Annotated in this window: 17 protein-coding genes; 12 read left to right on the forward strand and 5 right to left on the reverse strand. The window is 70.1% G+C overall.

The window, feature by feature from the left end; genetic code table 11:
• Nucleotides 1-153 precede the first annotated feature (153 nt).
• The 7 genes from BKA22_RS07375 to BKA22_RS07405 all read left to right on the forward strand — a co-directional run bounded on the left by BKA22_RS07375 (nucleotide 154) and on the right by BKA22_RS07405 (nucleotide 6,557).
• Nucleotides 154-2,577, forward strand: coding sequence for a transglycosylase domain-containing protein (locus BKA22_RS07375; RefSeq protein ID WP_146954663.1), 2,424 nt, complete (start codon nucleotides 154-156; stop codon nucleotides 2,575-2,577).
• Nucleotides 2,578-2,783: 206 nt separating this feature from the next.
• On the forward strand, nucleotides 2,784-3,077 hold the full coding sequence (gene rpsF, locus BKA22_RS07380) for a 30S ribosomal protein S6 (protein WP_146954662.1): 294 nt from the start codon (nucleotides 2,784-2,786) through the stop codon (nucleotides 3,075-3,077).
• A gap of 68 nt (nucleotides 3,078-3,145) precedes the next feature.
• Nucleotides 3,146-3,676 carry a single-stranded DNA-binding protein gene (locus tag BKA22_RS07385; RefSeq protein WP_146954661.1) on the forward strand — a complete coding sequence of 177 codons (531 nt, stop codon included), beginning with the start codon at nucleotides 3,146-3,148 and terminating at the stop codon, nucleotides 3,674-3,676.
• 110 nt (nucleotides 3,677-3,786) lie between these two features.
• Nucleotides 3,787-4,023 carry a 30S ribosomal protein S18 gene (gene rpsR, locus BKA22_RS07390; protein WP_028051084.1) on the forward strand — a complete coding sequence of 79 codons (237 nt, stop codon included), beginning with the start codon at nucleotides 3,787-3,789 and terminating at the stop codon, nucleotides 4,021-4,023.
• A 14-nt stretch (nucleotides 4,024-4,037) separates the two neighbouring features.
• The gene (rplI, locus tag BKA22_RS07395; RefSeq protein ID WP_146954660.1) at nucleotides 4,038-4,487 is read left to right on the forward strand and encodes a 50S ribosomal protein L9; all 450 of its coding nucleotides are present in this window, start codon (nucleotides 4,038-4,040) and stop codon (nucleotides 4,485-4,487) included.
• Nucleotides 4,488-4,765: 278 nt separating this feature from the next.
• The gene (locus BKA22_RS07400; RefSeq protein ID WP_146954894.1) at nucleotides 4,766-5,959 is read left to right on the forward strand and encodes an IS30 family transposase; all 1,194 of its coding nucleotides are present in this window, start codon (nucleotides 4,766-4,768) and stop codon (nucleotides 5,957-5,959) included.
• 262 nt (nucleotides 5,960-6,221) lie between these two features.
• Complete coding sequence (locus BKA22_RS07405) at nucleotides 6,222-6,557, forward strand: hypothetical protein (RefSeq protein WP_146954646.1); 336 nt, start codon at nucleotides 6,222-6,224, stop codon at nucleotides 6,555-6,557.
• A 188-nt stretch (nucleotides 6,558-6,745) separates the two neighbouring features.
• Here the strand turns inward: BKA22_RS07405 and BKA22_RS07410 are convergent, their stop codons facing one another.
• Entirely contained in the window at nucleotides 6,746-7,282 is a 537-nt protein-coding gene (locus tag BKA22_RS07410) for a hypothetical protein (protein WP_146954645.1), read from the reverse strand.
• Between the two features lie 78 nt (nucleotides 7,283-7,360).
• Nucleotides 7,361-8,704: an MATE family efflux transporter gene (locus BKA22_RS07415; protein WP_223203747.1), complete on the reverse strand. Its 1,344-nt coding sequence runs from the start codon at nucleotides 8,702-8,704 to the stop codon at nucleotides 7,361-7,363.
• A gap of 312 nt (nucleotides 8,705-9,016) precedes the next feature.
• On the opposite strand from BKA22_RS07415, the gene dnaB reads away from it, so the two are divergent.
• The 4 genes from dnaB (at nucleotide 9,017) to BKA22_RS07435 (ending at nucleotide 15,685) form a co-directional block, all read left to right on the forward strand.
• Nucleotides 9,017-12,649, forward strand: coding sequence for a replicative DNA helicase (gene dnaB, locus BKA22_RS07420; RefSeq protein WP_371863675.1), 3,633 nt, complete (start codon nucleotides 9,017-9,019; stop codon nucleotides 12,647-12,649).
• Nucleotides 12,650-12,936: 287 nt separating this feature from the next.
• Nucleotides 12,937-13,662: a translation initiation factor IF-2 N-terminal domain-containing protein gene (locus tag BKA22_RS07425; RefSeq protein ID WP_146954643.1), complete on the forward strand. Its 726-nt coding sequence runs from the start codon at nucleotides 12,937-12,939 to the stop codon at nucleotides 13,660-13,662.
• A gap of 86 nt (nucleotides 13,663-13,748) precedes the next feature.
• Nucleotides 13,749-14,753: an HNH endonuclease gene (locus tag BKA22_RS20305; RefSeq protein WP_218866568.1), complete on the forward strand. Its 1,005-nt coding sequence runs from the start codon at nucleotides 13,749-13,751 to the stop codon at nucleotides 14,751-14,753.
• 269 nt (nucleotides 14,754-15,022) lie between these two features.
• Nucleotides 15,023-15,685 (forward strand): Type 1 glutamine amidotransferase-like domain-containing protein, encoded by a 663-nt coding sequence (locus tag BKA22_RS07435; protein ID WP_146954642.1) that lies wholly within the window; start codon nucleotides 15,023-15,025, stop codon nucleotides 15,683-15,685.
• A 69-nt stretch (nucleotides 15,686-15,754) separates the two neighbouring features.
• Here BKA22_RS07435 and BKA22_RS07440 read toward each other — a convergent pair whose 3' ends face one another.
• From BKA22_RS07440 to BKA22_RS07450, 3 genes are all read right to left on the reverse strand, one after another.
• Nucleotides 15,755-15,985, reverse strand: coding sequence for a LuxR C-terminal-related transcriptional regulator (locus tag BKA22_RS07440; protein ID WP_146954641.1), 231 nt, complete (start codon nucleotides 15,983-15,985; stop codon nucleotides 15,755-15,757).
• Nucleotides 15,986-16,165: 180 nt separating this feature from the next.
• The gene (locus BKA22_RS07445) at nucleotides 16,166-16,609 is read right to left on the reverse strand and encodes a GNAT family N-acetyltransferase (RefSeq protein ID WP_223203746.1); all 444 of its coding nucleotides are present in this window, start codon (nucleotides 16,607-16,609) and stop codon (nucleotides 16,166-16,168) included.
• Nucleotides 16,610-16,716: 107 nt separating this feature from the next.
• A complete protein-coding gene (locus tag BKA22_RS07450; RefSeq protein ID WP_146954640.1) occupies nucleotides 16,717-17,544 on the reverse strand; it encodes an alpha/beta hydrolase in 828 nt (275 codons plus the stop codon).
• A gap of 103 nt (nucleotides 17,545-17,647) precedes the next feature.
• Here BKA22_RS07450 and BKA22_RS07455 point away from each other — a divergent pair, with 103 nt between their 5' ends.
• Complete coding sequence (locus BKA22_RS07455; RefSeq protein ID WP_223203745.1) at nucleotides 17,648-18,289, forward strand: TetR/AcrR family transcriptional regulator; 642 nt, start codon at nucleotides 17,648-17,650, stop codon at nucleotides 18,287-18,289.

Below are 18,289 nucleotides of genomic sequence, written 5' to 3' on the forward strand. Positions count from 1 at the left end.
GCAGTGCCGATCGTGTGAAGGCTCCGCGAGATCCGGACACGGGCGTCGACGCCCGGACAGACCGGTCGTCCATACTGGGCGGGCGCGCCGACCGACCCCGGCGCGCCCGGGGTGCGCCCAGCGCTGCCCGGCCGTCGTCAGGAAGGCACCGTTGTGGCAGGCACGAACCGACGAGCGCAGCCCGCGCCGCCGCGCCGCTCCTCGCGCAGCTCACGCGCGCGCCAGCCGGAGCCGAAGGCCAAGCGCCGCTTCTTCGACTACCCCCGTTCGGGGTACACGGGGCTGCACCGGTGGATGCCGTCGTGGCGGTTCATGCTCGGCTCGTTCCTGACGGGTGTCTTCCTGGTGGCCGGTGCGCTCGTCGCGGCCTACGCGAAGGTCCAGCCGCCGAACCCGAGCGACGACATCTTCGCTCAGACCACGACCGTGTACTACGCGGACACCGTCAACGCCGACGGCAGCGTCACACCCGGCGAGGTCATGGGCACGTTCGCCGACCAGAAGCGCGAGATCGTCGACTTCGCGACCCTGCCCAAGTACGTGGGGGACGCCGTCGTCGCCTCCGAGGACCGGACCTTCTACACCAACAGCGGCGTCGACCTGAAGGGCATCGCCCGAGCCTTCGTCAACAACGTCAGCGGCGGCGCCACCCAGGGTGCCTCGACGCTGACCCAGCAGTACGTCGAGCGGTACTACGTCAACAAGACGACGTCCGACTACCTCGGCAAGTTCAACGAGGCCCTGCTCGCGGTGAAGATCTCCCGGCAGGAGTCCAAGGAGGAGATCCTCGGGCGGTACCTCAACACGATCTACTTCGGCCGTGACTCGTACGGCATCCAGGCGGCGGCGCAGTCGTACTTCAACGTGAACGCCGCCGACCTGACGATCTCGCAGGCCGCGCTGCTCTCGGGCGTCATCCCGTCCCCGAACAACTGGGACCCGGCGGTCAGCCCCGACAAGGCCGAGCAGAAGTGGAACCGGGTGCTCGACAACATGGTCGAGGACGGGTGGATCACCGCCGACGAACGCGCGGCGCAGACCTTCCCCGAGACCGTCGTCTACACCCGGAGCGAGACGTACCGCGGACCCGCCGGCTACCTGCTGGAGATGGTCCGCGACGAGATCATCGCGAACGTGCCGTCGATCACCGACGAGTCCCTGGACCGCGGCGGCTACAAGATCGTCACGACCATCCAGAAGCCCGTGCAGGACCAGGCCGTCGCCGCGGTGAACTCGCTGTGGGACGGCACCCTCGCCGACGGGGCAGTGCCGTCAGACAGGATGAAGGTCGCCATCGCGTCCGTCGACCCCGCGGACGGCGGGATCGTCGCGCTCTACGGCGGCAAGGACTACCTCGAGGACTCCATCAACCGGGCGACGTACGACGCCGTGCAGGCGGGCTCCACGTTCAAGCCGTTCGCGCTGGTCGCCGCCCTCGAGTCGGGCATCCCGTTGACCAAGACGTACAACGGGGCGAGCCCGCAGACGTTCGGGGACTGGTCGCCCGGGAACTTCGACGGCGAGCAGTTCGGCGACATCGACCTGATCAAGGCCACGGCGCAGTCGGTCAACACCGTCTACGCACAGCTCAACATCGAGGTCGGCCCGGACAAGACCGTGGCGGTGGCCCGGGACGCGGGTGTCACGACCGAGGTCGAGGCGAACGCCGCGAACGTGCTCGGCACCGCGACGGTGCACCCGATCGACATGGCAGGCGCGTACGCGACCTTCGCAGCGCAGGGGTGGCAGGCCGACCCGTTCATCGTCCGCACGATCACGAACCCCGACGACTCCCTGGCCTACCAGGGCGGGGACGAGCGCAGCCAGGTCATCCCGTCGGACGTCATGGCGGACGCCACCTACGCGATGACGCAGGTCGTCCAGGAGGGTTCGGGCAAGACCTGGGTCAAGCCCCTCGGCAAGTCGATCGCAGGCAAGACGGGTACGTCGACCGGCAACAAGTCGGCGTGGTTCGTCGGCTACACACCGACGATCGCGACCGCGGTGGCGTTCAGCCAGGTCGGCGAGGACGGCAAGTCGCAGGACACGATCACCCCCTTCGGCAACAAGGCGAACGGCAAGAAGATCACCGAGATCACCGGTGCCACATGGCCCTCGGCTCTCTGGGCGGCCTACATGGGCCCTGTGCTCGACATGCCGCAGTTCGCCAAGGACGACGAGTTCCCGCCGCGCGCGAACGTCGGACCCTCGCCGAGCGCGTCGCCGACCGTCACCGAGACGCCGACCGAGGCACCACCCACCGAGACGGCCGCACCCGCTCAGGTCACGGTGCCGTCCGGGCTGAACGACAAGCTCGAGGCCGACGCGACCTCCGCACTGCTGCAGAACGGGCTCGTACCCGCCGTCACGTCCGAGTACTCGGACTCGGTGACGAAGGGCAGGGTCATCCGGACGGATCCCGGCGGCGGGACCACGCTCGACACCGGCAGCACGGTCGCGCTGGTCATCTCGCTGGGTCCGAAGCCGGTGGAGACGCCGGCGCCGACCGTCGCCCCGACGCCGACGCCGACCCCGTCGCAGACGGCACAGGGCGGCCAGGGTGGCCAGGGCGGCTGACCGGTCGCGCCGTGCCGGACGTCCAGGCGATTCGTCGGGGCGTCCGGCGAGCCGGTAGTGTTGTCCCTTGCTGTGCTCACCGACCGGTGCCGCCGATCGGCGCCGTGCCCCACGTGTCACCACGTGGCGCACCGGAGGGTGCAGCGACGCACGAGAACCCTCCTGTCACGGACCGACCGTGACCGCTGAGACCAGAGGAGGTGGGTATGAGCCTGCGTCAGTACGAGATCATGATCATCCTCGACCCCGAGATCGAGGAGCGCACCGTCGCCCCGTCGCTCGACAAGTACCTGTCCGTCATCAAGAACGACGGCGGCACGGTCGACAAGGTCGACATCTGGGGTCGTCGTCGCCTTGCGTACGACATCAAGAAGAAGGCCGAGGGCATCTACGCCGTCGTCGACTTCCACGCGACGCCCGCGACCGCCAAGGAGCTCGACCGCCAGCTCGGCCTCAACGAGGTCGTCCTGCGCACCAAGGTCCTGCGCGCCGACGCCTGAGCACGTTGTGGGTGCACGCCCGTAGCGTGCGCCCATCCACCGACTGATCGAACGAGCGAGGAGCTGGCATGGCTGGTGAGACCGTCATCACGGTGATCGGGAACCTGACCGGGGACCCGGAGCTCCGCTTCACCCCCTCGGGTGCAGCGGTCGCGAACTTCACCATCGCCTCCACCCCGCGCAACTTCGACCGCCAGAGCAACGAGTGGAAGGACGGGGAAACCCTGTTCATGCGCTGCTCGATCTGGCGGGAGGCGGCCGAGTCGGTCGCCGAGTCGCTCACGAAGGGCACCCGCGTCATCGCGACCGGGCGGCTCGTGCAGCGGAGCTACGAGACCCGCGAGGGTGAGAAGCGCTCCGTCGTCGAGCTGCAGGTCGACGAGGTCGGCCCGTCGCTGCGCTACGCCACCGCCAAGGTCACCCGGGCCCAGCGCTCGGGTGGCGGCGGCGGCTTCGGCGGCAACAGCGGTGGTGGCGGCTTCAACGGTGGTGGCGGCGGTTTCAGCGGCGGCGGCTCTGCCTCCGGTGGCCAGGCGGACGACCCGTGGGCGACGCCCGCAGGTGGTGCCGGCGGCTACTCGGACGAGCCCCCGTTCTGATCGACGCCCTCCCGCACTTCCCAGCCAGGGCCTGAGGTCACTCAGGTTCCGGCGATCCCCATCCCCGGGCACGGCAACGCCCGGGGCTCCAGCAGACAAGGAGCACCACGATGGCCAAGGCCGTGGTCCGCAAGCCCAAGAAGAAGCAGAACCCCCTCAAGGCAGCCAAGATCGACGTTGTCGACTACAAGGACACCGCGCTGCTGCGCAAGTTCATCTCCGACCGCGGGAAGATCCGCGCTCGCCGGGTGACCGGTGTGTCCGTGCAGGAGCAGCGTGCGATCGCGCGTGCCGTCAAGAACGCCCGCGAGATGGCCCTGCTGCCGTACTCGTCGTCGGCTCGCTGAGAAGGAGACCGAAAATGGCGAAGATCATCCTGACCCACGAGGTCACCGGCCTCGGCGCTCCTGGCGACGTCGTCGAGGTGAAGGACGGGTACGCCCGGAACTTCCTCATCCCGCGCAGCCTGGCCACGCCGTGGACCAAGGGTGCCGAGAAGGACATCACCGCGATCCGTAAGGCCCGTAAGGCCCGCGAGATCGCGACGCTCGACGACGCCAAGGCGATCCGCGACTCGCTGCAGTCCAAGGCGGTCGTCGTCACGGCGCACGCCGGCGAGTCCGGTCGTCTGTTCGGCGCGGTCACCACCGCCGAGATCGCTGACGCGGTCAAGGCTGCCGGTGCCCCGTCGGTCGACAAGCGCAAGATCGAGATCGGCCAGCCGATCAAGTCGGTCGGCGAGTACAAGGTGTCCGTGCGCCTGCACGCGGACGTCGCCGCGACGCTGACCGTCAAGGTCGTCGCGGGCTGACGCCCACCGCACCACACGAAGCGCCCCCTCGGCTCGGCGGGTTCTAGCGATCCCCGCAACACCCTGAGTTTCAGGGAGTTGCGGGGATCGTGTCGTCGTTGGAGTTGAAGGGGTTGTTCTTCGCGGCCCTCGCGGTGGAGGAGGGGAACGTCTCGGCCGCTGCGCGTGAGGTCGGGGTGAATCTGAACACGGCGTTCGGGTGGGTGCGCAAGGCCGGTCTCCGCGGGACAGGCACTGGCGGCCGGGGTGGGCATCCTGGTCGGGCGGAGTACGAACGGTTGCGCGCTCAGGGAGTCAGCCGACGGCAGGCCGCTCGGCGTGTCAGCGTGCACGTGCGCACTGCTCGGGACTGGGATCGGGGCGTGCTCTCGCGAGGTCATACCCGGATCTATCCCGACGGCCGGAAGGTGGACTACCGCACCGGTGAGACCACGGCGGTCACCCCGCCGATCGGGCCGTCGATGGCCGTCGTGGAGGCCGTGCTGCACCCTCGGTTCCTGACCCTGGTCGAGCGTGAGCAGATCGCCGATCTGCGCCGTCGAGGTGAGTCGTTTCGCGCGATCGGGCGGGCACTGGGTCGGCCCGCGTCCACGATCATGCGTGAGATCAGCGCCAGGTCCGTCGACGGCATCTACCTTCCGCACCGCGCGCACCGGTCGTGGGCCTCGGGCAGGTCGCGGCCCCGGCAGGCCAAGCTCGCCCGGCACGGTCGCCTGCGTGACTACGTCGCGGGCAGGCTTGCCGAGCAGTGGTCTCCCGAGCAGATCTGTCACGCTCTGGTCCGGGAGTTCCCGGACGACGAGAGCATGCGGGTGAGCGTGGAGACGATCTACCAGGCGATCTACGTCCAGGCCCGCGGCGGTTTGCGCCGGGAGGTCGCCGACGCGCTGCGCACCGGGCGCACCCGCCGCAAGCCCCACCGGGCGCCCGAGCAGCGCACGCCTCGGTTCGTCGATGAGATGGTGATGATCTCCGAGCGGCCGGCCGAGGTCGCCGACCGGGCGGTGCCCGGGCACTGGGAGGGCGACCTGATCGTCGGGACGGGGTCGCGCTCGGCGATCGTGACCCTGGTCGAGCGCTCGACCCGTTACGTGATGCTCGGGCACCTGCCCGGCGGGCACACCGCCGAAGAGGTCCGCGATGTGCTGGTCCCGCTGATCGGGTCTCTGCCGGCGCACCTGCGCGGGTCGCTGACCTGGGACCAGGGCTGTGAGATGGCCGCCCACCAGCAGTTCAGCATCGCGACCGGGGTCCCGGTCTACTTCTGCGACCCGCACTCGCCCTGGCAGCGCGGGTCGAACGAGAACACCAACGGTCTGCTGCGCCAGTACTTCCCCAAGGGCACCGACCTGTCCGTCCACTCACCGGCCGACCTCGAGCACGTCGCTCAACAGCTCAACGCCCGACCACGCAAGACGCTCGACTGGGGCACCCCAGCCGAGCGCCTGCGTGATCTACTGACGACCACGTAGGCCACCAGGTGTTGCGAGGACCCCGAGAATCCGCCCTCCGGCCGGGCGGGGCGCTTCGTCGTTCAGTGCAGGCGACGGCCCGGAGGCAGCTCCCGTTGCAGCGGAGCCGCCGCGTCGGGCCCGACAGAGAGAGCCCAGGGTGGCGCGCCGCGTCAAAGGCGACGCCGTGCATTCGGTCAAGGGGCAGGCACCACGCACCGCTGAGATCTCCGAGTCCTCAAAGCACGTCGACGAGCGGCGCGGCGCCCCCTACGGTGACGACATGCGTCGCAACACCCCGCAGGAGAAGAAGCAGCTCAGCCTGCAGAAGGACCGGCGCAACTCCTACGGCGAGAACGACAAGGCCTCACGCAAGGCCATCCCGGCGGCCAAGGCGCGGGTGAACCGCGCCAATCGCAGGGCCGACACCGTCGCCCTGACCGAGTCCCTGGGCGCACCTGACGAAGACGTCGCCGCGGCCTCGGAGGACGCGGTCGAGGGACGCCGACGCAAGGTCTGGCGCAAGTGGCCGGACGAGCCTCTGGGCAAGATGCTTGCCCGCCGCACGGACAACGACGAGCAGCGCCCGTTCGACCCTTCCTGGCGCAACCCGTACTGAGCCCTAGCTGAGCTCCTCCGGATGCGTAGCATCCGGAAACAGCGTCCGCGCAGCGAGCCCGGACCTGCGGGCGAAGCAACAAGCACGTGCTGACACAGATGTTTCGCGCAGGTCGATAGTGACGGCACCCGGCGGCTGGACGTGCATCGGGCGCTCGTCCGCCGAGAGCGGATCTGCTGACGGCAGGCTTATCTTGCCCACGGGGTACGCGCTCGGATGCTCTCGAGGGTCTCGCCCGGGCTGATGACGACCGACTCGCAGCCAGAGTCCTCCATGGCGACGACCGCTCCGCACAAGGTGGAGATCGCCTGCGCCGCGCGGAGGACGGCATCGGGGTGCGGCTTGGAGAAGCCGACGGCATCGACACGCCCGTCGGCGGGCAACGGACGCTCGTACGCTGCGCGGATCTCAGCGGGGCTGCCCTCGGGAGTCCGCTCGCCGACGAGATGGAGTGACACGCCACCCATGTCGAGCTCGGATCGTGATCCGCCGGGCGGTGCGGCGTCGAACGTCGCGCACGGCTCCGAGCTGTCGACGGTGAACCAGGCATCGCCTTGGCATCCTGCGTCATGCAGGACGCGCAGCACGTCCCGCACCGTCGGTGGACGATCCGGGTCTGCTGGTCGCTGCGCGGGCATCGGACCGACGACGACCTCCGCCAGCCATTCCCAGGTCTCGTCGTCGCTGACCGTGGACAGCGGAAACACTGACGCCCCCCAGCCCATCCGTTCTCCTCTGTGTGTAGGTCGACTACGCCACCGTAGTCCGGGGTGCAGGCGGCCATGAGCAGTGAGGCGCTGGGTTCAGACCCCTGTGACCATCCATGCGGTGCGGCGTGCGCGAAGTCCGGTCGTCAAGGCGCGGGCGGCCATGAAGACGCCGGCGAACGCGGCCCAGAGCCACGCGAGACCAGATGTGCCGTCCGGCGCCCAGGCGTGCACGGCGAGTGCGCAGGGCGCGTAGGCGGCGAGGGTGCCCATGCCGGCCCAGGCGAGGTAGCGGCCGTCGCCGGCGCCGATGAGCACGCCGTCCAGGACGAAGACCCACCCGGCCATCGGCAGGGTGACGGCCGCGACGACGAGGGCCGTGACGGCAGCTGCGCGGACGTCGGGGTCGGTGGTGAACAGCGGGACGTAGAGGGGTGCGAGTCCGCCGACGAGCAGGCCGATCGCCGCGCCTGCGCCGACGCCCCACTGCAGCGTGCGGCGCAGCAGCGCGCGGGTGCCCGGCACGTCGCCCGCGCCGAGCGCGTGACCGATGAGTGCCTGGGCGGCGATGGCGAGCGCGTCGAGGGCGAAGGCCGTCAGGCCCCACACGGCGTTGACGACCTGGTGCCCGGCGAGCGCGACGGCGCCGAGGCCGGTCGCGACCCAGACGGTGAGGAGGATCGCCAGGCGGAGCGAGACGGTCCGGACGAGCAGGGGAGTGCCGGCGCGCACGTGCCGCCAGACGCCGCCGGCTGCCGGTCGCACGTCGGCGCCTGCGGCCCGGGCTCCGCGCACGACCACGATCGTCAGGACGGCGGCCATGGCGACCTGGGTCAGCGCGGTGCCCAGGCCGGAGCCGGCGATCCCCATGCCGACGCCGTAGACGAGGACGACGTTGAGGACGGCGTTGACGACCGCGCCCGAGGCGGCGACGCCGAGCGGGGTCCGGGTGTCCTGCAGCCCGCGCAGGGCGCCCGTGGCGGCGAGCACGAGCAGCATGCCGGGCAGACCGGGGGCCGACCAGCGCAGGTAGGTGACGGCGTGGTCGGCGACGTCACCGGCAGCCCCGAGCGCACCCACCGCCCACGGCGCGCTCGCCCAGGTCGCCACCGCGAGGACGACGCCGAGGCCGAGGGCGAGCCACATGCCGTCGACGCCGACCTGGAGGGCACCGGCACCGTCACCCGCCCCGAGCCGACGGGCCACGGCGGAGGTCGTGGCGTACGCGAGGAACACGCACAGCCCGACGACGGTCACCAGGACGGTCGAGGCGAGCGACAGGCCGGCGAGCTGGGCGGTGCCGAGGTGCCCGACCACCGCGGAGTCGACGAGGACGAACAGCGGTTCGGCGACGAGCGCGCCGAGGGCGGGGACCGCGAGGGCCAGGATCCGACGGTCGACGGCGCGAGATGAGTGTCCAGCAGGTGAAATGACAGCCACCCTTTCGTTCGTCCACACCCGGTGCGTGACGTTCCTGCAGGTCAGGGCGCCCGACGGGAACGACATTGGTCGATCCGGACAGGTTGTCCACAAGGCTGTCCACCGCCTGTGCACAGCGTGCTGGGCCTGTCCACAAGTTCTCCCCAGGAACGTACACAGCACATCACGGCCTCGTTTGTGAGGCGGCTCGGGCCGCGCCTACTCTCGCGTGACGACGAACCCCTGGGCCTGCGGCGGCCCGGCGAGGTGGTGTCGGTACCGCATGCTAGAACAGACGTTCGAGCGCGGACGACGGGCAAGGACGGGCAGACGGTGACCATCGAGGACCTCGAGTACGGGATGCCTCCGGCCTCCGACCGCGGCGGCAGCCCGGCCTACGACCGCACCCCGCCCCAGGACCTCGACGCGGAGCGCTCGGTGCTCGGCGGCATGATGATCTCGAAGGACGCCATCGCCGACGTCATCGAGCAGCTGCGCGGCCAGGACTTCTACCGTCCCGCGCACGAGGTCGTCTACGACGCCATCCTCGACCTGTACGGCCGCGGTGAGCCCGCCGACGCCATCACCGTCGCCGACGAGCTGACCAAGCGCGGGGAGATCACCAAGATCGGCGGGGCGCCGTACCTGCACACGCTCATCTCCTCCGTGCCGACGGCCGCCAACGCCGGCTACTACGCGCGGATCGTGCGAGAGCGCTCCATCCTGCGCAAGCTCGTCGAGGCCGGCACGCGCATCGTGCAGCTCGGCTACGGGACCGACGGGGGCGACGTCGACGAGATCGTCAACAACGCCCAGGCCGAGGTGTACGCCGTCACCGAGCGCCGCGCGTCCGAGGACTACCTGCCGCTGAGCGAGATCATCGGCGGCACGGTCGACGAGATCGAGGCCGCCGGCCACCGCGGCGAGGGCATGATCGGCGTGCCGACCGGGTTCTCCGACCTCGACCGCCTGACCAACGGGTTGCACCCGGGGCAGATGATCGTCGTCGCCGCGCGGCCTGCCATCGGCAAGGCGCTGGCTCTCGACACCCCCCTGCCGACCCCGTCCGGCTGGACCACGATGGGGGAGGTGCAGGTCGGTGACCGGCTCATCGCCGCCGACGGGACCCCGACCACCGTGGTCGCCGCGACCGACGTCCTTGTCGACCGCCCCTGCTACCGCGTGACGTTCGACGACGGGACGCAGATCGTCGCCGACGCGCTGCACGAGTGGGCCACGCGGACGCGGGCGGAGCGCCGCGGCTCGGGCGCCGACGCCTCGATCCGGACCACCGAGGAGATCGCCGCGACGCTCCGCTGCCGGACCGCGGAGGCGAGGGCCAACCACTCGGTCGAGACCGCGTCGCCGCTGCTGCTGCCCGAGGCGAGCCTCCCGCTCGACCCGTACGCACTCGGCGTGTGGCTCGGCGACGGGCACTCCGGTTCCGCGCGGTTCACCAGCGCGGACCCCGAGATCGCCATGCGGATCGAGGGGCGCGGACTCGACGTCGTGCTCTCCGAGGCCGCCTCGACCACCTCCGGCGCGGCTCGCCTCTACACGCTCCGCCTGCCCGACGAGGCACCGGTGACGAGCCGACCGTGTGACGTGTGCGGCACTGAGTTCGCGCCGGCCCGCAGCCAGGTCCGCACCTGCGGGCGCTCGTGCGGGGGGCGCGCCAAGGCGGTCGCGCCGCGCCTCACGGTGCCGCCGACGTGCCCGGACTGCGGTCGGCCCTCCTCGGGCCTGCGTCGTTGCCAGGAATGCCACAGCGCGCACGGGACGGTGCAGGGACTGCTGCGCACGCTCGGGGTGCTGGGCGACAAGCACATTCCCGCGGTGTACCTGCGGGGGAGCGAGACGCAGCGGCGGGAGTTGCTTGCCGGCCTGCTCGACACCGACGGGACCGTGAACCCGACTGGTAGCCCGCAGCTCACGTTCACCAACCGCCGGCTCGCGCTCGACACCCGCGAGCTCGTGCACTCCCTGGGATACCGCACCGGCATGTCGACCCGCCCGGTTCGGGGCCGGAACGTCGAGTCCTCGGTCGCCTACACGATCACCTTCACGACAGACGACGACGTGTTCGCGCTCGAGCGCAAGCGTCTGGTCCACAAGGAGCGCCGTCGGCCCTCGACCCCTCGCCTGCGGCAGCGGTTCGTCGTCGAGGTCGAGCGGATCGACTCGGTCCCGGTGCGCTGCGTCGAGATCGACCACGCCTCGCACCTCTACCTGGCGAGCGAGTCGATGGTGCCCACGCACAACTCGACGCTCGGCATCGACATCGTCCGCTCGGCGGCCATCAAGCACGGAATGACGGCCGTCGTCTTCTCGCTCGAGATGAGCCGCAACGAGATCACCATGCGTCTGCTGTCCGCCGAGGCGCGGGTGCACCTGCAGAAGCTGCGCACCGGGCAGATGGGCGAGGACGACTGGCAGAAGCTCGCCGCGACCATGGGCAAGATCTCCGAGGCGCCGCTGTTCATCGACGACTCGCCGAACATGTCGCTCATGGAGATCCGGGCCAAGTGCCGCCGCCTGAAGCAGCGGCACGACCTGAAGATCGTCGTCATCGACTACCTCCAGCTGATGTCGTCCGGCAAGCGCGTCGAGTCCCGCCAGCAGGAGGTCTCCGAGTTCTCCCGCGCGCTCAAGCTCATGGCCAAGGAGCTCGAGGTGCCGGTCATCGCCATCTCGCAGCTGAACCGTGGCCCTGAGCAGCGCACGGACAAGAAGCCCCAGATGAGCGACCTTCGCGAATCTGGCTGCCTCACCGAAGACGCACGGATCTTGCGGGCCGACACGGGCGCCGAGACGACGCTCGGCGAGCTGTACGCGCTGGGCGCCAAGGACGTGCCCGTGTGGGCTCTCGACGAGCGCCTGCAGTACGTTCGCCGGCACCTGACCCACGTGTTCCCGACAGGGACCAAGCCCGCGTACCGGCTGCGGCTCGCCTCGGGCAAGGAGGTCACCGCGACGGCGAACCACCCGTTCCTCACGTATGAGGGGTGGACCCCGCTCGGCGACCTGGAGGTCGGCTCGCGCCTCGGCGTGCCGCGGCACGTCCCGGGCCCGGAGCGCACCGGTGTGCGGTCGGACGAGGACGTCAGGATGCTGGCGCGCCTGGTCATCGGACGCGCCACCACTGCATCCGCGGTGTGGGCCGACGAGGTCTGGCAGTCGCAAGGCGTCCGAATCCCCAACGTCGCGTTCCACCTCCCGAAGGAGCAGATCGCGCTCTTCCTGCGGACGGCCTTCTCGGAGGCCGCCTCGGTCGAGCTCGACGACTCGCTGGGACGAGTCGCACTCCCTGCGACCGACCGCAGCGTCCTCGATGGGCTGGCGCGGCTGCTCCTGCGGTTCGGCATCTCGGTACGGGTCCGCCGCCTGGGCGGCGCGCACCGGCTCGAGATCGTCGGCAGGGACGACCTGCGCCGGTTCCTTCAGGAGGTCGGTCTCGACGGGCGGTCGGTCGCTGCCGCATCGACTCTCCTGGATCGGGTGCGGGCGAAGGCGACCGACGACGGCGCGCAGCAGGAGTGGCGCGCGGATCTGCGCCAGGTCCTCACCGGTGCCGTCACCGCGGCAGTCGGCGGTGCGGACACCAAGCGGGTCCCGCTCGGCCACATCGTCGACGTCCTCGACCGGGTCGACATGGACGTCGATGCCGTGAACGACCTGCTGTGGGACGAGGTCGTGGCGATCGAGTCGGTGGGGGAGCGAGCGGTCTTCGACGCCACCGTGCTTGGCACCCACAACTTCATCGCGAACGGCATCGCCGTCCACAACAGCATCGAGCAGGACGCCGACATGGTGATCCTGCTGCACCGTGAGGATGCCTACGAGAAGGAATCCCCCCGCGCCGGCGAGGCGGACCTCATCGTGGCCAAGCACCGAAACGGCCCGACGGACACGATCACTGTCGCGTTCCAGGGGCACTACTCACGCTTCGTGGACATGCAAGCCTAGCCAATGGTGCTGCCGCGGTTCGTCGAATCCAGAAACGGACGCACTCGTGGGAGTTGGTGAAAACGATCGGCCGTCTGGAGGGCGTTCTGGAAGGCCTGGGGTCCAAAGAACGGCCTTCGGCGGGCTCTGACCCGTCGGGGCCAGCCCGCAGCCTGTAGCAGATCAGGTCCGAGGACTCCCGTCCGGAGCGGCCGGGAGTCCAGTCTCGGCACCGCCCGTGGCTGCCCCATGGGCGGGTCGAACGCAGTGGTTGCTCGTGTGTGATTCTCGAAGGTTCGGGGGTTGGCATGGCTAAGGTGCGGGTGTACGAACTGGCGAAGGAGCTCGGGGTCGACTCGAGGGCATTGATGACAAGGCTTGCTGAGATCGGTGAGTTCGTGCGGAGCGCGTCGGGCACGATCGAGCCGGATATCGTGCGGAAGTTGCGCGAGGAGTACTCGGCAGGCGGTGGCTTGCGGGCGCCGGCTTCGGGCCTCAGCGTGGCGCCAATGCGGACACAGCCAAGAGTGTCAGCGCGCGCACAGGACCGGGCCGCGGGAGCCAGCACCGGGCGGCGCGGGAACCCGTTCGTGGTCAGGTCGAAGACCCGGCCGTTCGTGGAAGGAACAGCGCCGCGGCGGCGACTCGCGGACCGTGCGCGCGAAGACGCCGAACGGGTGTTCGGTGTTGACGCCGTACGTGAGACCGACCGGATCGTTGCGAACGGTCGCGTGCGGTACACGGACGGGTACGGGTTGCCATGGCAGCGGCTCCTCATCGAACACGAGACGTACCTGGAGTTCCTCCGCGTCGGTCTGGACGCGCACGACGCCGACCTCGCATACGAGTGCTTGATCGCGGGCCTGCGTCCCGCGGAGATGATGACGCACCTTGGAGACAAGACAGTGTTGGAGTGGTTGCGTGCCGGGCATTCGGCTGGAATGGTCGCGGGCACCCTTGAACAGTGTCGTCTGGACCCGAAGAGCAGGCATCTGGTCGTCGAACAGGAGACCACGCGGGGGTCGACAGCCTGAACTCCGCGTAAGCCCGGGCCTGCTGGACGCGTAGGTGGCATCGGGTAGTTTGCCTTCTCGCCGCGCCGGCCGTGGGTGGACGCGTCGTGGCGACGGTGGTGCATGCTGCCGACGTGGCCTACGCCGAGAGCGATTACCTCGAACTCACGGTCAACGGTGCCCGTCGGCAGTGGCTCGATATCGTCGCACGCAGGCCGCTTCCACCGGGCGCGCGGCAGGTCGCGTTCGTACCCGTCGAGACGTTGCTGTGCCTTGCCGGCATGTACGTCGTCGACCACTCCCGATTCGGCAGTGGTTCCGCGAACCGGGCACCCGAGCCGGTGCAACAGTTGGCCCGCCTGTTCCGGCGCCCGCCGACCAGCATCCTCGCGAAGATGGCAAACCTTGATGGGACTCGTTCGCACGGCGCGAAGAACGACTTGGTGGCGGGAGCGAGACTCCGATCGGACCCCTCGCGCATGGCTCACGCTTACCGAACCGTGCTGGCTGCTGCGCGGTCCGCAGGCGTGGGACCTGACGTCCTACCCGACTTCCTCGGTGTCGAGCATGGTGGGGCGATTGAGCTCCTGGGCCAGGACGAACTCGGCGGCAGCGCAGTGGAGTCGGCGCTCGAAAGCGAACTGCAAGCGTGGCTTCGCAAGTCCGATCTGCCAGAGGTGACGACCGAGCGACTGATGTGGGCCTCGGTGCGCGTCGGTCAGCACCGGTTCGCTACTTCGGTCCTGGCGAACTGCGGTCGCGAGTGCGTGTTCTGCGGCTTCACCCTGACCGACTCCGGGCCCAGCCTGCTCCGGGCGTCGCACATCAAACCTTGGCGCAACTCGGACCATCGCGAGCGTCTCGACATCGCCAACGGCTTGGCCGCCTGCCCGACTCACGACTCTGCTTTCGACGTCGGCCTGATCACGGTTGACGAGGACCTCGCGGTGCGGCGATCGCGGAGGCTCGAGAACGCGATGGTCCACAACCAGGCGGTCCGACGAGCGTTCGAGCCCGGCATGCTACGAGCGTCGATCGCGGCCCCGCGGCGCGCCGTGGCTCCTGGGCGCCCGTTCATCGACTGGCACCGAGAGCACGTCTTCACGCCGTAGTCGTCGTGGTCTGCACTCGCGCTCGGCGCCCGCTCCCGGCGTGCCGGTGTTGCGCGTTCGTCGCCAAGACGCTCACCGGGCGGGCCACCCGTTGAGGGACCGGGCGGTCAGTCGGCGATCAGGCCGACTCGGCGGCCGTGGGCCACCGCCTCGGCGCGGGTCGAGACGCCGAACTTGCAGTAGATGCTGCGCACCTGCCACTTGACCCCGAGGATGGGCATCGAGTTCCTGAAAGGCGTCTCCTCCTCCTGCGCGACCTCGGAGGCACAGTGAAGCTCCTGCTCACGTCTGGCGGTGTCACGAACCCGAGCATCCACTCCGCGCTCGTGCAGCTCCTCGGCAAGCCGATCGAGGAGTCCCGCGCACTGGTCGTCCCGACCGCGCAGTGGGGCCACCCGATGTGCGGGCCCACATCGGTGCGAGGCCTGGTCGCCGCCGAGTCCGCCTTCCGGCACCTCACCGGCCTGGGATGGGCGTCGCTCGGTGTCCTCGAGCTCACCGCGCTGCCCACCATCGGGGCGGACCGTTGGATCCCGTGGGTGCAGGAGGTCGACGTGCTCCTGGTCGATGGCGGCGACGCCACGTACCTGTGCCACTGGATGCGTGAGTCCGGCCTGGCCGATCTGCTGCCGTCGCTGCCCGACACGGTCTGGGTCGGCGTCAGTGCCGGAAGCATGGTGATGACCCCTCGGATCGGGTCGGACTTCGTCGAGTGGCCGTCTGCGCCGGACGACCGCACCCTGGGCGTCGTCGACTTCTCGATCTTCCCGCACCTGGATGCGTTCCCGACGAACACCTTGGCTCACGCGCAGCGGTGGGCGGCGGAGATCGACGGCCCCGCCTACGCCATCGACGAGCAGACGGCCATCACGGTCGTCGGCGACTCCGTCGAGGTCGTCTCCGAAGGGCAGTGGAGGGCGTTCGGCGCATAGGTGCCCGGCATCCGGCAGCCTGAGTCGTCGGCGACGTGGGCGACGGCCGGGCGAGGGTCGGAGCGGCGGTCAGTCGGCGATGAGGCCGACTCGGCGGCCGTGGGCCACCGCCTCCGCGCGGGTCGAGACGCCGAGCTTGCGGTAGATGCTGCGCACCTGCGTCTTCACCGTGTTCCGGGTGACGAACAGCGCGGTGGCGATCTGCTCGAGGGTCACGTACTCGTCCAGGTGGGACAGGATGACGATCTCGCGACGGGTGAGCAGCAGCGTGGGATCGAGCAGTTCCATCGAGGTCGTCATCGCTGACACTCCTTCCGGGCTTCCTTCTGGCGGTCGTCCCGCCGGTGCGGGATCTACCAGTCAGATCGTCGGCGCGAGGATCTGTGTGAGCACGGTGCGGCGGGGGACCGGATCCTCTGGGTGCTGGGGCCCAGACGGCCGGTCGTGGCCTGAAGCGGTGCAGGGCTGCACCGGCGGGCCTCACGGACTCGGCCGTCGTCGCTCCATCCAGCTGTCCGGCTCGCTGACCTGTGCCCATCCGAGCTTCTCGTACAGCGCCCTGCCCTCCGGGGAGGCCTTGAGCAGGATGCGCTTGAGGCCCGCGGGGTCGAGGTCCGCCACGATTCCCGTCACGAGTGCCCTGCCCAGGCCACGCCCGCGGTGCGCCGGGTCGACGAGCACGTCGGCCAACCAGCCGAACGTGACGCCGTCGGTCACCACCCGCGCGTAGGCCACCTGCCGGCGGCTGCCGCTGACGTAGATGCCGTAGTTGCGCGAGCCGTCGATCGCGGTGTCCTGCGTCGACCGGGATCGGCCCACGGCCCAGTACGCGTGCTCGACCAGTGCGGCGTGCACCCAGGCGGGGTCCAGGCGCGCGCGCTCGGCGGAGAACTCGTAGCCGTCGGGGCAGTCGATCATCGGCATGGTCGCAGCCAACCATGCCGGGCCGGGTCCTCTCGAGGTGTCCGCCGGAGCGTGTTCCTGAGCTGCCGCCCGGCCCGGCGACGCGATCTCCGTCGCGCGACCGACGGTCACACCCGGGCGGTCTCCGCGTGCTCGAGCGCCCAGCCGAGGGCGAAGTCGGCGACCTCTTCCCAGCCGTCCTGGCTGACGATACGGTGGGTGCGACCGGGGAACTCGCGGTAGTCGACGACCGCGGGGCTGCCCGTCGCGGCGTACTTCTTGACGATGGCGCGGCCGATGGCCGGGGGCACGACGTGGTCGCGCTCGCCCGTGATGATCAGCAGCGGTGCGCGGTCGGTGCGCCCGTAGTCGACGTGGCTGGCGCCGCCCTTCTCGTTGAACGCGGCGCCGACGCCCTCGAAGAACACGCGGTTGTACGAGGGGACGGCCTGCTGCTCCCAGATCGGGTCGGACTCGGCACGGGTCAGGTCGTTGCCGAAGGTGAAGTGGAAGTGCCGCTTCGAGAGCGGCTTGGCGCCGTTGCGGCCGAACGGGTTCGACAGGATCGGCGTGCCTGTCCACAGGGTCGAGGCCGGCAGGGTGCTGATGCCGGCCGGCTGCCCGGGGGTGACGCCCACGTACGCCACGCCGAGGCCGCGGTCGGCGAGCATCTGCGTGAACAGGCCGCCGAACGAGTGGCCCATGATGATCGGCTTGGCGGGCAGCGCACGGATGAGCGCGTCGTAGTGGTCGACGATCTGCCGGATGCCGATGCCCTTGAGCGCCTCGGGGTTCGCGCGGATGTCCTCGACGGTGCGGTCGTCGATCCCGGGCCAGCCCGGGACGAGGACGTCGTGACCCTGGGCGCGGAAGTGCTCCGCCCAGGTGTCCCAGCTCTTCGGGGTCATCCACAGGCCGTGGATGAGGACGATCGGGGTCTTGTCGGTGGTGGTCATCGCGTTCTCCAGGTGTGGGGGTGTTGGCGAACCTGATAGCGTCAAGGTAGACCGAACGTTCTATCTACACAAGACCTCTTCGGTGGTGCGAGGAGATGGCACGATGAGGGAACCCATGAACACCACGCACGCGCACGAGGACGTCGCGCCCACGATCGCCCCGCAGCCCGCCGACAGGTCACGGGGAGGGGCCCGCGAGCGGCTGGTCGCAGCCGCCACCCACCTCTTCTACGCCGAGGGCATCCACTCCGTCGGTGTCGACCGCGTGATCGCGGAAGCCGGCGTCACCCGGGCCACCCTGTACAAGCAGTTCGCCGGCAAGGAAGGCCTCGTCCTCGCCTACCTCGAGGCGCAGGACTCCGCGATCCGCGCGATCTTCGACGACGCGGCCGATGCCGTGCACCGGGAGGCCCTGCTCGACGCGGTGCTCGCCGGCATCGCCGAGGACGTCCGCGAGCACCACACCCGCGGATGCCCCTTCATCAACGCGGCCGCCGAGCACCCCGACGCCGACGGACCCGTGCGACGCCTGATCGCCCGGCACCGCGACTGGTTCCGCGCCACCCTGGAGAAGGTCGCCGCACAGGCGGGGCTGACCGAGCCGGACCGGGTCGCGGCCTCCCTCGTCCTCCTGCGGGACGCCGCCCTCGTCGGCGGCTACCTCGACGGCGACGAGCTGGTCGAACCCGCGTTCCTGCGCACGGCCCGCGCCGTCATCGACGCACACCGGCCCGCGTCAGCCTGA

It is taken from the genome of Cellulomonas soli (assembly GCF_013409305.1).
GTDB classification, from domain to species: Bacteria; Actinomycetota; Actinomycetes; order Actinomycetales; family Cellulomonadaceae; genus Cellulomonas; species Cellulomonas soli.

Coding starts and splice junctions, on each gene's coding strand:
- rpsF (WP_146954662.1), top strand. CDS start 2,784: ATGAGCCTGCGTCAGTACGAGATCATGATCATCCTCGACCCCGAGATC.
- BKA22_RS07385 (WP_146954661.1), top strand. CDS start 3,146: ATGGCTGGTGAGACCGTCATCACGGTGATCGGGAACCTGACCGGGGAC.
- rpsR (WP_028051084.1), top strand. CDS start 3,787: ATGGCCAAGGCCGTGGTCCGCAAGCCCAAGAAGAAGCAGAACCCCCTC.
- rplI (WP_146954660.1), top strand. CDS start 4,038: ATGGCGAAGATCATCCTGACCCACGAGGTCACCGGCCTCGGCGCTCCT.
- BKA22_RS07405 (WP_146954646.1), top strand. CDS start 6,222: ATGCGTCGCAACACCCCGCAGGAGAAGAAGCAGCTCAGCCTGCAGAAG.
- BKA22_RS07410 (WP_146954645.1), bottom strand. CDS start 7,282: ATGGGCTGGGGGGCGTCAGTGTTTCCGCTGTCCACGGTCAGCGACGAC.
- BKA22_RS07425 (WP_146954643.1), top strand. CDS start 12,937: ATGGCTAAGGTGCGGGTGTACGAACTGGCGAAGGAGCTCGGGGTCGAC.
- BKA22_RS07440 (WP_146954641.1), bottom strand. CDS start 15,985: ATGACGACCTCGATGGAACTGCTCGATCCCACGCTGCTGCTCACCCGT.
- BKA22_RS07445 (WP_223203746.1), bottom strand. CDS start 16,609: ATGCCGATGATCGACTGCCCCGACGGCTACGAGTTCTCCGCCGAGCGC.
- BKA22_RS07450 (WP_146954640.1), bottom strand. CDS start 17,544: ATGACCACCACCGACAAGACCCCGATCGTCCTCATCCACGGCCTGTGG.
- BKA22_RS07455 (WP_223203745.1), top strand. CDS start 17,648: ATGAGGGAACCCATGAACACCACGCACGCGCACGAGGACGTCGCGCCC.